Origin of the sequence: Roseomonas sp. BN140053, assembly GCF_047690175.1 — a bacterium.
Lineage (GTDB): Bacteria > Pseudomonadota > Alphaproteobacteria > Acetobacterales > Acetobacteraceae > Roseomonas.
In genome coordinates, this window is sequence record NZ_JBLLEB010000007.1 from 178,295 (window position 1) to 193,387 (window position 15,093).

Below are 15,093 nucleotides of genomic sequence, written 5' to 3' on the forward strand. Positions count from 1 at the left end.
GGAGCACGTCGCATGCAGGTCACCGCCGCCGTCGTCCGGGCGAAATACGCGCCCATGAGCCTTGAACGGATCGAGCTGGAGGAGCCCCGCCCCGACGAGCTGCTGGTCCGTCTGGTCGCCACCGGCATCTGCCGCACCGATGCCGCGATGCGGGATGGGAAGCGCCCCGTGCCGCAGCCCGTGGTGCTGGGCCATGAGGGCGCCGGCGTCGTCGAGCGCGTCGGCACCGCCGTGACCGGCTTCCGTCCCGGCGACCACGTGGTGATGTCCTATAACTTCTGCGGCCATTGCCCGCCCTGCGACGACGGCCACCCCGCCTATTGCGACCATTCCATCACGCTGAACTTCGGCGGCCAGCGCCCTGACGGTTCCGTGCCCTTCCGCTGCGACACCGGCGAGCGCGTGCACGGCGACTTCTTCGGCCAGTCCTCCTTCGCCACCCACGCGCTGTGCCACCAGCAGAACGCCGTGAAGGTGCCGGACGAAGCGCCGCTGGAACTGCTCGGCCCTCTCAGCTGCGGCATCCAGACCGGGGCGGGGGCGGTGATCAACGCCCTGCGCGTCGGCGTCGGCGCCTCGCTGCTCGTGTCCGGCTCCGGCTCGGTCGGGCTGGCCGCGGTGATGGCCGCGCGCGTGGTGGGCGCGACCACGATCATCGCCTCCGACACCAATCCCGCCCGCCGCGAGCTGGCGCTGGAACTCGGCGCCACGCACGCGATCGACCCGGTCGCGGAGAACACGGTGGAAGCCGCCCGCCGCATCACCGGCCGCGGCCTGGACTTCGCCTTCGACACCACGGGCATCCCGGCCGTGTTCCGGCAATGCATCGAGGCCCTGGGTCCCTGCGGCACCGCCGGCTACTGCGCCATCGGCGGCCCCGAGTTCAGCGTGCCGATGCCGGACATGATGAACAACGGCAAGCGCGTGATGGGCATCGTACAGGGCGATTCCGTCTCCGCCCGCTTCATCCCCGCCCTGGTGGCGCTGCACGCCCAGGGCCGCTTTCCCTTCGAGAAGCTGCTGACCTTCTACCCCTTCGAGCGGATCAACGAAGCCATGGCCGACATGGAAGCCGGGCGCGTGGTGAAGCCGGTGCTGCGGTTCCCTGCGGGGTGAAAGGAAGGTCGGGGGAGTGAACTCCCCCGATCCCCCTCCTTTTTTCGGGAGTTCAGCGCGCGGCAGCACTCCCGAAAAAAGATGAGGGGTCCGGGGAGAATTCCTTCTCCCCGGCCTTTCCCGGATCACCGCGCCTCGATCATTCTTTTTCCGATACAAAACGGCGGCGTGGTCGCCTAACCTTCCCCCGTCCGCAAAACCGGCGAGGGGAGAGTTCGGGCGTGAGAACACAGGCGGTCATCGCGGCAGTGCTGCTCGCCGCCGGCTTCGGCTGTGCCGAGCTGCCGGACTACACCCCGCCCAACAGCGTCACCACGCTCGACCAGAACTGGACCGAGGCGCAGCGCCGCTGGTTCTACCACGCCTCCCAGGGTACCCGCCTGCTGCCGGCCAGCTGGTTTCTGGCGCTGGAACAGCCGCGCCCCAGCCTCGTCGCCGTGGAGCGCTTCGCCGCGCCGGACTACCTCGCGCGCTTCGGCTTCCTTCCCGACCCGGTTTCCCCCGACAACCCGGACGGGCTGCCGGTCGGCTTCGCCCGCGACAGCTTCCCCGTGGACGGCCAGCTGAACGCCCCGCCCGAGGCGGTGGTCGGCCTCACCTGCGCCGCCTGCCACACCGGGCAGGTGGAGTTCGGTGGCCGCGCCCTGCGGATCGACGGCGGCCCGGCCATGACGGATACCGGCGCCTTCCAGGACATGCTGGGCGCCGCCATCCTGCTGACCGCGGAATCCGAGCCGCGCTTTAACCGCTTCGCCGCCCGCGTCCTGACCGGCAACGACACGCCCGAAACCCGCGCCGCCCTGCGGGAGCGCCTGAACGCCGCCCTGGCCGCCGGCCGCACGGAGCGTGGGCTGGCGGCCCGCGGCGCCCTCTACCCCGTGGAGGAAGGCTTCGGCCGCCTGGACGCGCTGGGCCGCGGCGGCAACTTCGTTTTCGCCACCCAGACCGGCGACACCCGCAACCTGGCCGTGGCGGACGGGCCGGTGAGCTATCCCGCGCTCTGGGACGCGCCCTGGTTCGACTGGGTGCAGTACAACGGCGCCATTCGCCAGCCGATGGGGCGCAACCTGGCCGAGGCCATGGGCGTGCGCTCCGTCACCAAGCTTTCCGGCCCGCCCGAGAGCCTCTACGCCTCCACCGTCCGCCCCGACACCATCCACGCCATGGAGCGCCAGCTGGCCGGTCCCGCGCCGGGAGAGGGGCTGCGCTCCCCGCCCTGGCCGCAGGCCGTGCTCGGCCCGATCGACGCGGCGATGGCGGAGCGCGGCAAGGCGCATTACGCGCGGCTTTGCGCCGGCTGCCACGATGGCGGCTGGACCGCCCCTGACGCGGCCGGGCGGCGCTACCGGCAGATTACCATGGTGCCCCTGGCCCGCATCGGCACCGACCCGAAAGCCGCGCGGAACTTCGCTGAACGCCGCGCCTTCTTCCCGCCCGGCGGCGAAGCGCAGGTCTCCGCGGCCGAGGGCCTGCGCGAGGTCACCACCCGCGTCGCGCAGCGCTGGTACGAGGCCGCCGGGGTACCGCCCGGGCAACGGGCGGAGATGGACGGCTATCGCACCAACGACTGGCGCGCCCCCGCGGCCTATCGCGCCCGGCCGCTGAACGGCATCTGGGCCACCGCGCCCTATCTGCACAACGGCTCGGTGCCGAGCCTGTATCAGATGCTGCTGCCGGCCGAACGCCGCGACGCCGCCTTCTTCACCGGCAGCCGCCAGTTCGACCCGCGCGCGGTCGGCTTCAGCACCGCGCCCTTCGACGGCGGCTTCCGCTTCGACACCGCGATCCCCGGCAACAGCAACCGCGGCCACGAGTTCCGCGACGGCCTGCCGGGCAACGGCACCATCGGCCCGGCGCTGACGGAGGACCAGCGCTGGGAACTGGTGGAGTACCTCAAGACCCTCTGACCCGCGCGCGCCCTTCCGGGAGCGCGCGCAGAGGGATCACCCCCGCAGCGTGGCCCCGGTCGCCTTGGACACGGCCGCCACCACCTTGTTGGCGGCGGCCTCGATCTCGGCCTCCGTCAGCGTCCGCTCGCGCGGCTGCAGCACCACCTCGATCGCCAGCGACACCTTGCCTTCCGGCAGGCGGTCACCGGCGTAGCGGTCGAACAGCGACACCTCCGCGATCAGGTTGCGCTCCGCCCCGCGCGCGGCGCGCAGCACCGCCTCGGCCGGCACGGCGGCATCCACCAGGAAGGCGAAGTCGCGCCGCACCGGCTGGAAGGCGGAAAGCTCCGGCGCCGCCTTGCGCTTGCGCTTCGGCTCCGCGATCGCGTCCAGGAACACCTCGCAGGCCACCACGGGCCCGGCGATGTCCAGCGCCGCCAGCACCCGCGGGTGGATCTCGCCGAACTGCGCCAGCACCAGCTTCGGCCCCTGCCGCAGCACGCCGGACCGCCCGGGGTGGTAGTAGCCCGGCGCATCCGCCGTCACCGTCACCCCCGCCAGCGGCGCGCCGAGCGCCGTCAGCACCGCCACCGCGTCGCCCTTGGCGTCCAGCGCGTCCACCGGCCGCGCCGGCTCCGCCCAGTGCCGCGGCGTGTGCCCGGCGCGCAGCGACGCCGCCACCGCCGCCTGGCCCGTGGGGGAGGGGTCGCTGTAGCCCCCGCCCACCTCGCTCAGCGCCACGTCCGCGAAGCCGCGCGCCGCGTTGCGCCCGGCCGCCAGCACCAGCGAGGCCACCGGCGTCGGCCGCATCTGGTCGAGGTCGGAGGCGATCGGGTTCAGCAGCCGCAGCGCCTCCGAGGTGCCGCCGAACAGCACCGCCGCCTCGTGCGCGAGGAAGCCGAAATGCACGCAGTCCAGCGTCCCGCGCGAGGCCAGCACCCGCCGCGCCAGCCCGGCACGCGACTGCGCCGGCACCAGCGCCGGCCGCGGCACCGGCGAGCCCACCGGCAGCGACACCGGCGGCACCGCGTCCAGCCCGGGCAGCCGCAGCACCTCCTCCAGCAGGTCGCACTCGGCTTCCACCGCGTCCACGCCGGCCGCCGCGATCCCCGCGCGCTCCGGCGGCAGCCCGGCGAACTGGTCCAGATCCGCCCCGCCCGCCCGGTACGCGGAACCCGCCGAGGCCACGTCGTTGCGCCAGGGCGGTACCGCCACCGTCACGCTCTCCGCGTCCCGCGCCCGCACCGCGAAGCCCAGCTTCTCCAGCGAGGCCACCGCTTCCTCCGCGCCGATGCTCGACCCGCCCAGCTCGGCGATGCGCCGGAAGCGCAGCGTGGCGTCGCGCTGCCAGGCCGGTTCGGCGCCTGCGGACACCACCGCGCTCGCCTCGCCGCCGCACAGCTCCTGGATCATGCGCGTCGCAGCTTCCAGCCCGCCCGGCAGCAGCGACGGGTCCAGCCCGCGCTCGTTGCGCGCCCGCGCGTCGGAATGGATGCCGTGCCGCCGGCCGCTCAGCGCGATCCGCACCGCGTCGAACAGCGCGCACTCGATGAACACATCCGTGGTGTTCTCGTCGCAGCCCGTGTGTTCGCCGCCCACGATGCCCGCGAGGCTCTCCACCCCCGCGGCATCGGCGATCACGATGTCCTCCGCCCCCGGCGTCACCGACTTGCCGTTCAGCGCGGCGAAGCTCTCGCCCTCCTGCCCGCGGCGGATCGTCAGGACGTCGCCGCGCACCTTGCCGATGTCGAAGACGTGCAGCGGCCGCCCGAGGTCGTGCGTGAAGAAATTCGTCACGTCCACCAGCGCCGAGATCGGCCGCAGCCCGATCGCCAGCAGCCGCTCCTGCAGCCACTTCGGCGACGGCCCGTTGCGCACACCCCGCACCGCGCGCCCGAGAACCCAGGGGCAGTCCTCCGCCCGCTCCACTTCCCAGCGCAGCGGCGACGGAAGGCCACCCGCCACTGGCTCCTGGCCGAAGCGACCCTGCGGCCGCAGCGTGCCTAGCCCCGCCGCCGCCAGGTCGCGCGCGATCCCGCGGATGCTCAGCGCATCGCCACGGTTGGGCGTCACGGCGATCTCGATCACCGGGTCGTCCAGCCCGGCCCAGACCGCGTAGGGCTCGCCTACCGGCGCGTCCGCCGGCAGGTCCAGGATGCCCTCGTGGTCGTCGTTTAGCCCCAGCTCGCGGCCGGAGCAGAGCATGCCCTCGCTCTTCACGCCGCGGATCTCGCCGACCTTAAGTGTGATGCCCGTGCCCGGCACGAAGGCGCCCGGCAGGCCCAGCACTGCCTTCATCCCCGTGCGCGCATTGGGCGCGCCGCAGACCACGGAGATGACGCCGCTGCCGGTGTCCACGCGGCAGGCGCGCAGCCGGTCGGCATTGGGGTGCTGCACGGCCTCGATCACATGCGCGATGCGGAAGGGCGCGAGCACGGCGGCACGGTCGGCCACCTCCTCCACCTCCAGCCCGATCGCGTTCAGCGCCGCGGTGATGCGCTCCAGCGGGGCGTCGGTGTCGAGGTGCTCGCGCAGCCAGGAAAGCGTAAACTTCATGATGCCGTCAGCCCGCGTCGTGCAGCGTGAAGGGGGCGAGAGCCGGCGCGCCGTAGTGCCGCAGCCAGCGCACGTCGCTCTCGTAGAAGGGGCGCAGGTCGGGGATGCCGTGCTTGAGCATGGTGATCCGCTCGATCCCCATCCCGAAGGCGAAGCCCTGCCATTCCTGCGGGTCGATGCCGCAATTGGCCAGCACCTTCGGGTGCACCATCCCGGAGCCCAGGATCTCCAGCCAGTCGGACCCGCGCCCCAGCTCGCCGGTCCTGCGGTCCCAGCCGATATCCACCTCCATCGAGGGCTCGGTGAAGGGGAAGTAGCTGGCCCGGAAGCGCACCGGCAGGTCGGCGATGTTGAAGAACACGCGCAGGAAGTCGATCAGGCAGCCCTTCAGGTGGCCCAGCGTGATCTGCCGGTCCAGCACCAGCCCCTCGACCTGGTGGAACATCGGCGAATGCGTCGCGTCGTGGTCGGCGCGATAGGTGCGCCCCGGCACGATCACCCGGATCGGCGGGTCCCCCGCCAGCATGGTCCGCGCCTGCACCGGCGAGGTGTGCGTGCGCAGCACCGTTTCGAACCCCGCGCCGTGCGCCGGCGGCAGATAGAAGGTGTCCTGGTCCTGCCGCGCCGGATGGTGCGCGGGGATGTTGAGCGCGTTGAAGTTGTACCAGTCGCTCTCGATGTCCGGCCCCTCGGCCACGGTGAAGCCCATGGCGCCGAAGATCGCCGTCAGCTCCTCTACTGTACGCGCGATCGGGTGGATCGCGCCGCTCTCGGCCCCCGCCGGCGGGTGCGGCCGCGCCGGCAGCGACACGTCCAGCCGCTCCGCCAGCAGCCGCGCATCCAGCGCCGCCGCTTCCAGCGCGCCGCGCCGTTCCTCCAGCGCCCGCTCCACCGCCTGCTTCACCGCGTTCACCGCGGCGCCGCGCGCCTTGCGCTCCTCGGGCGCCACGGCGCCCAGCCCCTTGAGCAGCGCCGTCAGCGTGCCGCTCTTGCCCAGCGCGCCCACCCGCACGGCGTCCAGACCGCGCAGGTCGGAAGCGGCCGCCACCGCGGCCTCCGTGCTGGCGCGGATCGCGTCGAGATCGTCGGACATCCCGTTCCCATTTCCCGAAGAAGCGCGGGCTGCGGGCAGCCCGAAACAAGAAAGGGCCGCGCTTCGCCTGTTATGGCGAAGGCGGCCCCCAAAAACCCCGTGATCAGGCGTTCAGGTCGCGGCGGGTTCGGCCGCGGGCAGGGACGCCTTGGCCTTCTCGACCAGGGCGCCGAAGGAGGCGGCGTCGTCGAAGGCGATGGTGGCCATCACCTTGCGGTCCATCTCGATCCCCGCCGCCTTGATGCCGGCGATGAAGCGGGAATAGGTCAGCCCATGCTCGCGGCAGGCCGCGTTGATGCGCTGGATCCACAGGCCGCGGAACTCGCGCTTCTTGTTGCGCCGGTCGCGGTAGGCGTACTGCAGCGCCTTCTCGACCCGCTCGAGCGCGGGCCGGTAGGCGGTGGAACTCCGGCCGACATAGCCCTTGGCGAGCTTGAGGACCTTCTTGTGACGGGCGTGCTTGGTGACGCCGCGCTTGACACGTGCCATGGCGGGTCTCCCTTACCGATCCAGCCCGTAGGGCAGCCACTGCATCACGGTCACCGCGTCCTGGTGGCGCAGCACCTGAGACCCGCGGTTCTGCCGCTTGGCCTTCTGCGGCCGGGCGGACAGGTTGTGCCGCTTCTTGCCGGGGCCGGCCAGGACCTTGCCCGTGGCCGTGATCTTGAAGCGCTTCTTGGCAGAAGACTTCGTCTTCATCTTGGGCATTTCGGACCTCCTCGGGCCATCGCACGCGCCCCGAACCGGCCCACCCCCCGGAAGGGAAGGGCCCGAACCACACCAGCGTGGCGGGGGTGCGCTTCCGCGGCCGGGCAGCCCAACACGGCCCGGTCGCGCGGAGAGAGCGGCGGCGTATAGCGGGGGAGGGGGGCGGGGGCAAGGGGGACACCCTTGTTCCAAACAGGATGCCCCCTGGTCAGGGAGGCGCGGTGTGGCCGCCGCTCACAGCGCCACCAGCACGCCGATCTCCCCGAACGGCGCCCGCACCCCGCCATCCGGCCGGTCCAGCAGCCCCGCCGCCACCAGCGCCTCCACATCCTCGTGCACCCGCTTGTAGTCCCGGCCCAGCGCCCGCGAGAGCGCCGCCACGCTCACCTCCGGGTGCCGGTGGACGTGCCGCAGCAACTCGAACCGCCGCGGCGTCATCACAGCGGTCAGGGCTTCCCAGCTCTCGAAGGAGATGTGGTTCTCCGCCGCTCCGGCTTCCCCGCGCTCGGCCCGCTCTACGGCGTCCAGCACCCGGCGCTTGGTGTCGGCAAAGGACCCGCCGACGTGGATATCCAGCCTGCTCAAATCGGTTCCCCCCGCAGTGCCACCACATCCGCCTCGAAATCATTGAGCAACTGCGATAGCGAGGTGAAGCCGTAGTCTTCCTCGCGTCCGCCGAGGTGACGATGATTGCCCTTGCCCCGCTCGTTGTCGTACCCGGCCAGCCGTTCCCCATCCCGCACATAGACGAGCCGATATTTCAGCCCATGCGTGCTGGGCGGAACCGCCACCGGTACTCGCCACACAACAACCTCCAGGATCGCACCATCGTCGAACACCCTGCGGTCGCGGATCAGCAACTCGGCCTTCACGCAGATGAAGCTGTGTCGCCATCGTTATGGCGTCAAGCGCCATAATAAGCGGCTTCCACCGATGCTGTGTCCTCCCCCCTCCACCGTTGCCCCCGCGCCATCAACGGCATCGCGAACAGCACCAGCCCCGGAACTCCGGGCCCCACCACCCAGTCAAGCCCGCGTCCCAGCTGCCCTGACCGCGCCGCCCGGCACCTCCGGCCCATGGCGCATCAAGGGGCCATGCACCCCATCGACCCGCGCCACTTCCCGCACCGGCCCGCGGCGTCTCCTGCATCCCCAAACGACCCGCGCCACGCCCCCGCATCCCCCACCGGGACGTGTTCACCCCCACCACCCCGGATGCTGCCGACCCAGCCCCGCCGGCGTTGGGGCAGGGAACGGCCCGGCCCCGCCCGAAACGCCGCGCCCGGAGGTAATGCAGCATGACCAACCCCTCCTACCCGCCGCTGGACACGCTCAAGCCCGTCGCCCCCGACCTCTGGATCGTGGACAGCATCCTGCACCACGGCCTCGGCCCCACCCTGCCGATCCGCATGACCGTGGCGCGCCTCCCCGGCGGCGCGCTCTGGCTGCACTCCCCCACCCCCTGCACCGTGCCGCTGCGCGCCGAGCTGAACCGCCTCGGCCCCGTGCGCCACCTCGTGGCGCCCAACATCGCGCACTGGACCCTGCTGCGCGAATGGCAGTCCGCCTATCCGGATGCCCTGACCTGGTCCGCCCCCGGGTTGCGCGAGCGCCGGCAGGTGCGACGCTCCGGGCTGCGCCTGGACCGTGACCTCGGCAACACCCCGCCCGAGAGCTGGGGCGACGCCTTCGAGCAGGTGGTGGTGCCCGGCGGCCTCGGCTTCCACGAAGTCGCCTTTCACCACCGCCCCAGCCGCACGGTCATCCTCACCGACCTCGTGCTGAACCTGGAACCGCAGAAGCTGCCCTGGGCCGAACGCCTCGCCCTGCGTCTGGCCGGCGCCACCGCCCCGGATGGCCGCGCCCCGATCTACCTGCGCGCCGTGGTGCGCGCCGGCGGCGCCCCCGCCCGCCGCGCCGCCGCCCACATCCTGTCCTGGTCGCCCGAGCGGGTGCTGTTCACCCACGGCCTGCCCTTCGAGCGGGACGCGACGGCGCAGCTCCGCCGTTCCCTGCGCTGGCTGCTGCCCGTGCCCGGGCGCTGACCGGTGGCCCGGCCAGCTGCGCCAGGATCTCGTCCAGCATGCCCAGGTTCTCCGGCGAGGAGGCGGCGACCTGCGCCCGGATCTGCCCCAGCGATTCCGCCCGGTTGCGCCCGCGCAGCTCGCCGTCCCGCACGAAGAGCAGGATCTGCCCGCCCCCCTGCAGCCCCAGCGCGGCGCGCAGCGCTGCCGGCACCACCATGCGCCCCTGGGCGTTCATTCGAACCGCGTGCACCCGACGTGTCATGAAACCGGCCTCCGTGACAAAAAGCGGCCATTTGGGCACGAAATAGGAACTCATGCCCTGCCGCGACGCGGATCTTGCCGGTGGGACGCGGAATATGCTAGGAAAATATCCCTGCGCCACCCCACCATCGCGGAAGCCCGGCGGAAAGTAAGGAAGTAAGGCGAACCCGCCGCCATCGGCCCGGGGCCGCCCGTCAGGTGGACACTTCCTCCGTTCGCGCCGGGGCCGCCGGCACCGCGGCCGGGGCAGCCGCTGGCGGGGTCAGCGGCTCCGTGGCCACGGCGGGCGGCACCGGCACGGCATTGCCGGCCGGCGGGCTCGCCCCGGCCGTGCCGCCCGGCGCGGAAGCCCCGCCCGGCAGCGTGGCCGCGGCACCCGGCGCGGCCGTGCCGCCGGCAACGCCTGCCGCGGCGTCACCCGGCAGGCCCGCGGCGGCACCCGGCGTCGCCGCCCCGGCCAGGGCCGGGTCGCCCGCCGTGGTGTAGTCCGCCACCACGCGCGCCTGGTTACCGGTGATCACCAGCACCTTCTGCCCGATGGCCAGCGGCCGGGCGTCGCGCTGCGTCACCGACAGCAGCTCGCCATTGGGCTTGCGCACGATGTACTCGAAGCCCGTGGTGTCCCCGGCCGCGCGCTCCGCCGCCGTGCCCACCAGCCCGCCGATCAGCCCGCCGCCCACCCCCGCAATGGCCGAGGTCAGTCCGGAGCCCGGCGTTTGCGACCCCACGATGGCCCCTGCCGCCGCGCCGGTGGTGGCGCCGGTGCTGCCGTCGGCCGCGATCAGCACCGGGCGCACCCCGGCGACCACGCCCTGCTCCACCTTGTTGGCCTGCTGCAGTGCCCGGGTGGCATAGGTGTCGGGGGAGTAGTTGGAACTGCAGCCGGCCAGCAACAACAGCGCCCCGAACACCCGGACGGCCCGCCAGCCCGGCAGGAAGGGGACGGCACCACCCGAGGGGCAGCGCGAGGCGGTTCGCAGGCTCATCCGTTCTCCCATCGCGGCTGGCTGGGCGTTTCCCGCACCGCCGCGGCGGCGCGAACGGGCGGGGCATAGCCCATTTCGCCCGGCCGTGAAGCCCGCATTGACGCCGCGCACCCCACGCGCGCCGTTTTCGCGGGCACGCCACGGCGCCCGGCCCGGGGCCCCGAGCCGGGCGCCCGCCACGGCCCGCCGGATGGCGCCCTGCGCGAAAGGCCCGGAGGCCGACGCCACCCGGAGCCACCGGTACCCTTCCCGGAGCGGCGCAGCACGGCCGACAGGCGCCCCGTTCCGGGGGGGGCGGGTTCCGGCGCGGCCCGCGCCCCCCTATATCCGCGGCGTGATCGTACCGTTCCGCAAGATGCACGGCGCCGGCAACGACTTCGTCGTGCTGGACGCGCGCCCCACCGCCCTGCCGCTGTCCCCCGCGCGCGCCGCCGCCATCGCTGACCGCCGCCGCGGCGTCGGCTGCGACCAGCTGATCGTGATCGAGCCCGGGCCGGACGGCGCCGACGCCTTTATGCGCATCCGCAACCCCGACGGCTCGGAATCCGGCGCCTGCGGCAACGCCACCCGCTGCGTCGCCGACCTGCTGATGCGCGAGAGCGGCCGCCCCCGCGCCACCATCCGCACGATAGCCGGCGACCTGCGCGCGGAAGCCCTGCCCGATGGCCGCGTCCGCGTCGGCATGGGTCCCGCGCGGCTCGGCTGGGCGGAGGTGCCGCTGGCACGCGAGGCCGACACGCTGCACCTGCCCTTCGCCCTCGGGCCGCTGCGGGACCCGGCGGCCTGTTCCATGGGCAACCCGCACGCCACCTTCTTCGTCCCCGAGCTGGACGCGGTGGATGCCGCCACCCTCGGCCCCCTGGGCGAACACGACCCCTGGTTCCCCGAGCGCGCCAATATCGGCTTCGCGCAGGTGCTGGCCCCCGACCACCTCCGCCTGGTGGTGTGGGAGCGCGGCGCCGGCCTGACCCTGGCCTGCGGCACCGGCGCCTGCGCCGCGCTGGTGAACGCCCATCGCCGCGGCCTCGCCGCCCGCGCCGCCACCGTGTCGCTGCCCGGCGGCGACCTGGCCATCCACTGGCGCGAGGACGGGGAGGTGCTGATGACCGGTCCCGTCGCCACGGCCTTCACCGGCACGCTGGACCTCCCGGAGAACGAGCAGATCGCATGGCGCTGAAGGATTTCTGGGGCCGCCTGACGGGCCGCAACGAGGCCGAGGAGACCCCCCGGCCCGCCACCCCGGCGCCCAACCCCGACCTGGTGCCCGCGGCCCCGGACGCGGACCTGCTGGTGCTGCCGCCGGAGGTGGAAGCCGAGCTGCTGGCCCGCCTGTCCGAGCCCGAGCCCGGCGACCTGCTGGACGCCCCGAGGCTGGGCGACCCGGTGCCCGAGCCGCCGCCGGTGCAGGAACCGCCGCATCCCATCCCCATCCCGCCGGATGACGAACCCCCGGTCGAACCGCCCCCGGATGCCCCGGAGGACCCCCCGGCCGAGGAGCCCGGCACCCCCGCCCCGATCAGCGACCCGCCGGCCTACGAGGCGCTGAACGCCCCCATCGCCCGCGGCGGCACCTTTCCCGCGCCGCCCGGCGCGGGGGCGGCCGGCTTTTCGGGCAACACCCTCAGCCCGGAAGCGCCGCCCCCGGTTCCGGCCACGGCGGCCATCCTGGCGGCGCCGCTAGGCCCGGGAACGGCGGCGACGCTTCCCGCCGCCTCCGCCATCCCGGCGTCCCCGGCGCCGATCCCGGCCCCACCGGTGGTCACGGTACCCGACCTGGAACTGCTCGCCCCGCCCGCGGCGCGCACCACCGTCTCGCCCCCTGTTGCCGCGCCCCCGCGACCGGCACCCGCCGCGGGGCTGCCCGCCGCGCCGCCGCCGGTGGCGCCGGACCGGCCGCCACTCGCCGCCGCCCCTGCCGCCGCCAGCGCCGCCCCGCCCCCCGCGCCACCCGCCGCGGGGGTCGGTTTTTTCGGGCGGCTCAAGGCCGGGCTGCAGCGCTCCACCCAGCGGCTGACGGAGAACCTGTCCGGCCTCTTCACCAAGCGCCCGCTGGACGAGGCGGCGCTGGAGGAGCTGGAGGAAACCCTGATCACCGCCGACCTCGGCGTCGCCGCGTCCCGCCGCATCGTGGACGGCTTCCGCCGCACCCGCTTCGGCAAGGAAGTGTCCGACGAGGAGGTGAAGACCGCCCTGGCCGAGGAGATCACCGCCATCCTCGCCCCCGTGGCGCAGCCGCTGGTGCCGGCGGCCGCGTCCGGCCCCTGCGTGGTTCTGATGGTCGGCGTCAACGGCACCGGCAAGACCACCACCATCGCCAAGCTGGCGGAGCAGTGGGGCGGCGAGGGCAAGCGCGTGATGCTGGCCGCCGGCGACACCTTCCGCGCCGCGGCGGTGGAACAGCTGCAGGTCTGGGGCGACCGCACCGGCGCCCCCGTGGTGGTGCCGGCCAAGCCCGGCGCCGACGCCGCCGGCCTGGCCTTCGAGGCCCTGGCCCGCGCCACGGCCGAGGGCATGGACGTGCTGCTGGTGGACACCGCCGGCCGGCTGCACAACAAGGCCGGGCTGATGGAGGAGCTGCGCAAGATCATCCGCGTGCTCCGCAAGAAGGACCCGGCGGTGCCGCACGCCGTGGTGCTGGTGCTGGATGCCACCACCGGCCAGAACGCCATCCAGCAGGTCAAGGTGTTCCGCGAGATGGTGGAGGTGTCCGGCCTGGTGGTCACCAAGCTGGACGGTTCCGCCAAGGGCGGCGTGGTGGTGGCGCTGGCGCAGGAGTTCGGCCTGCCCGTGCACGCCGTGGGCGTCGGCGAGAAGGCCGCCGACCTGCGCCCCTTCGACCCGCGCGACTTCGCCCGGTCCCTGGTGGGGCTGGCCTAGCGCTCCGGCCCGCTGCGCACGGGCAGCCCGTAGATTCGGCGTGCGGGCGTTGGCGGCGTTCTCGGGAAAGGGAGAAGGAGTTCTCCCCCTCCCGAACCCTCCCGCTCATCTTCTTTCGGGACGCTGCCGCGGTCTCGGTCGCGAGGTGGGGCGCGCCGGAAGGCTCGGCCGTCCGGCGACGGCGGCCCCGCGCGCGACGGTCCTGGGCGCCAAGGCGTCCCGCGTATCAGCGGCCGCCGGCAGCGAACGAAAAAGGATGAGGGAGGGTTACGGGAGGGAGAACACCTTCTCCCTCCCGGGCCACCGGCACCGCCCCTGACCGCAGAAACGGGGCACCTCCCCCCGCCGTATCAGTAGGCGAATGGCACCCGCAGCGTGCCGCCCGCGGCGGGTTCGCGGAACAGCCGGTCGCCGCGCCGGGCGAGGTCGTCCGGCCCCAGCGTGCCGCCGCCGCCGCCGGGCGTTTCCCGCGGCTGGATCAGGCTGGGCGAGAAGGTGGTGCGCCCGTCATCGGAACCCGCCGTGCGCGGCATTTCCAGGTCGCGGTTGGGCATCGGCGCCCGCTCGCCGCGCTGCACCGGGGCGGGGGCGGTGACCACCGCCGGCGGCAGCGGCTCGGGCGTCGCTTCGCGGACGGGGGGACGGCTGGCGCGGCGCGGCCGGCGCTGCGCGGGGCGGCGGCGGGCCGGGGCGGGGCGCGCGGATTCGCCGGGGGCCTGGGCTTCCGCCGGGGCGCGGACGGCCGGCGCGGCAGCCTCCTGTGCCGCGGCGGGGAAGGCCGAGAGGGCCGACAGCAGCGCCAGGGCGGCGAAGGCGCCCAGCAGCCGCGTCATTCCGCCCCGCCGCCGAGGCCCCGCATGCCCCGGGCATCCTCCTCGGGGTTCTGCTCGGCCGCGGGCAGGGGACCCAGCCGCGTCCGGTGCCAGGCCCGCAGGGCCCAGTGGACCGAGGGAAACGCCAGTTCGTCCCATGGCACATCCTCCCAGGCGAAGCGGCGGACCTCCAGGCTTTCCGGCCCGGCCGCGAATCCGGGCTCGGCCAGCCGCGCCCGGAAGATGATCTGCACCTGCCCGATCCGCGCAATGGAATAAACCGCGAGAACCCCGTCGATCGCGATCCGCACCTGGGCTTCTTCCCAGGCTTCGCGGGCGGCACCCTCGGCCGCGGTTTCGCCCAGTTCCATGTAGCCGGCGGGAATGGTCCAGAAGTTGGCGCGCGGCTCGATGGCGCGGCGGCACAGCAGCAGGCCGCCGTCCAGCTCCACCACCGCGCCCACCACCACCTTGGGATTCTCGTAGGCGATGAAGCCGCAATCGAGGCAGGTCAGCCGGTCCCGCTCATCCCCGGGGTGCCGGACGTGCTCGAAGCGCTGCGCCATGGCACGGGAATGCGGCAGCGCGCCGCCCGGCGCAAGCCCGGGCCTGCGCCCCGGGTCCTCCCCGTTCCGCCAGCCACGGCCTAGAGGCTGTTGTGGACCTGCTCCAGGTTGAGGAGGTTCTTGAGCATGAGGCAGGCGAAGGCGACGAGATGCAGGCCCGCGAGGGTTTCGGGGAGGCGCTCGTAGTCACGGACGAGGCGGCG

Annotated in this window: 15 protein-coding genes; 5 read left to right on the forward strand and 10 right to left on the reverse strand. The window is 73.7% G+C overall.

Going from position 1 to position 15,093, the window contains the following annotated elements:
- Positions 1-12 precede the first annotated feature (12 nt).
- A complete protein-coding gene (locus tag ACLIBK_RS09775; protein WP_415387063.1) occupies positions 13-1,116 on the forward strand; it encodes an NAD(P)-dependent alcohol dehydrogenase in 1,104 nt (367 codons plus the stop codon).
- A 221-nt stretch (positions 1,117-1,337) separates the two neighbouring features.
- Entirely contained in the window at positions 1,338-3,023 is a 1,686-nt protein-coding gene (locus tag ACLIBK_RS09780; protein WP_415387064.1) for a di-heme-cytochrome C peroxidase, read from the forward strand.
- 36 nt (positions 3,024-3,059) lie between these two features.
- On the opposite strand, the gene pheT is transcribed toward ACLIBK_RS09780, so the two are convergent.
- The 6 genes from pheT to ACLIBK_RS09810 form a co-directional block, all read right to left on the reverse strand.
- The gene (gene pheT, locus ACLIBK_RS09785) at positions 3,060-5,561 is read right to left on the reverse strand and encodes a phenylalanine--tRNA ligase subunit beta (protein WP_415387065.1); all 2,502 of its coding nucleotides are present in this window, start codon (positions 5,559-5,561) and stop codon (positions 3,060-3,062) included.
- Positions 5,562-5,568: 7 nt separating this feature from the next.
- Entirely contained in the window at positions 5,569-6,654 is a 1,086-nt protein-coding gene (gene pheS, locus ACLIBK_RS09790) for a phenylalanine--tRNA ligase subunit alpha (RefSeq protein WP_415387066.1), read from the reverse strand.
- Between the two features lie 111 nt (positions 6,655-6,765).
- Positions 6,766-7,143, reverse strand: a complete 378-nt coding sequence (gene rplT, locus ACLIBK_RS09795; protein ID WP_415387067.1) for a 50S ribosomal protein L20 — start codon at positions 7,141-7,143, stop codon at positions 6,766-6,768.
- Positions 7,144-7,155: 12 nt separating this feature from the next.
- Entirely contained in the window at positions 7,156-7,362 is a 207-nt protein-coding gene (gene rpmI, locus ACLIBK_RS09800; RefSeq protein WP_415387068.1) for a 50S ribosomal protein L35, read from the reverse strand.
- A gap of 234 nt (positions 7,363-7,596) precedes the next feature.
- The gene (locus ACLIBK_RS09805; protein ID WP_415387069.1) at positions 7,597-7,947 is read right to left on the reverse strand and encodes a MarR family transcriptional regulator; all 351 of its coding nucleotides are present in this window, start codon (positions 7,945-7,947) and stop codon (positions 7,597-7,599) included.
- The gene (locus tag ACLIBK_RS09810; protein WP_415387070.1) at positions 7,944-8,222 is read right to left on the reverse strand and encodes a DUF6516 family protein; all 279 of its coding nucleotides are present in this window, start codon (positions 8,220-8,222) and stop codon (positions 7,944-7,946) included. The genes ACLIBK_RS09805 and ACLIBK_RS09810 overlap by 4 nt, the downstream gene beginning before the upstream one ends.
- 437 nt (positions 8,223-8,659) lie before the next feature.
- Between ACLIBK_RS09810 and ACLIBK_RS09815 the strand changes: the two genes are divergently transcribed.
- Positions 8,660-9,406 carry a DUF4336 domain-containing protein gene (locus ACLIBK_RS09815; RefSeq protein WP_415387071.1) on the forward strand — a complete coding sequence of 249 codons (747 nt, stop codon included), beginning with the start codon at positions 8,660-8,662 and terminating at the stop codon, positions 9,404-9,406.
- Here ACLIBK_RS09815 and ACLIBK_RS09820 read toward each other — a convergent pair.
- A complete protein-coding gene (locus ACLIBK_RS09820) occupies positions 9,321-9,650 on the reverse strand; it encodes an AbrB/MazE/SpoVT family DNA-binding domain-containing protein (RefSeq protein ID WP_415387072.1) in 330 nt (109 codons plus the stop codon). The two genes, ACLIBK_RS09815 and ACLIBK_RS09820, sit on opposite strands and share 86 nt — an antisense overlap.
- Positions 9,651-9,843: 193 nt before the next feature.
- A complete protein-coding gene (locus ACLIBK_RS09825; protein ID WP_415387073.1) occupies positions 9,844-10,635 on the reverse strand; it encodes a hypothetical protein in 792 nt (263 codons plus the stop codon).
- A 355-nt stretch (positions 10,636-10,990) separates the two neighbouring features.
- Here ACLIBK_RS09825 and dapF point away from each other — a divergent pair, with 355 nt between their 5' ends.
- The gene (gene dapF / locus ACLIBK_RS09830; protein WP_415387078.1) at positions 10,991-11,812 is read left to right on the forward strand and encodes a diaminopimelate epimerase; all 822 of its coding nucleotides are present in this window, start codon (positions 10,991-10,993) and stop codon (positions 11,810-11,812) included.
- 812 nt (positions 11,813-12,624) lie between these two features.
- Positions 12,625-13,512: a signal recognition particle-docking protein FtsY gene (ftsY, locus tag ACLIBK_RS09835; RefSeq protein ID WP_415387079.1), complete on the forward strand. Its 888-nt coding sequence runs from the start codon at positions 12,625-12,627 to the stop codon at positions 13,510-13,512.
- 350 nt (positions 13,513-13,862) lie between these two features.
- Here the strand turns inward: ftsY and ACLIBK_RS09840 are convergent, their stop codons facing one another.
- Together ACLIBK_RS09840 and ACLIBK_RS09845 are read right to left on the reverse strand one after the other, a co-directional pair.
- Positions 13,863-14,345 (reverse strand): hypothetical protein, encoded by a 483-nt coding sequence (locus ACLIBK_RS09840; RefSeq protein ID WP_415387074.1) that lies wholly within the window; start codon positions 14,343-14,345, stop codon positions 13,863-13,865.
- Complete coding sequence (locus tag ACLIBK_RS09845; protein ID WP_415387075.1) at positions 14,342-14,890, reverse strand: NUDIX hydrolase; 549 nt, start codon at positions 14,888-14,890, stop codon at positions 14,342-14,344. The genes ACLIBK_RS09840 and ACLIBK_RS09845 overlap by 4 nt, the downstream gene beginning before the upstream one ends.
- Positions 14,891-15,093: the final 203 nt, after the last annotated feature.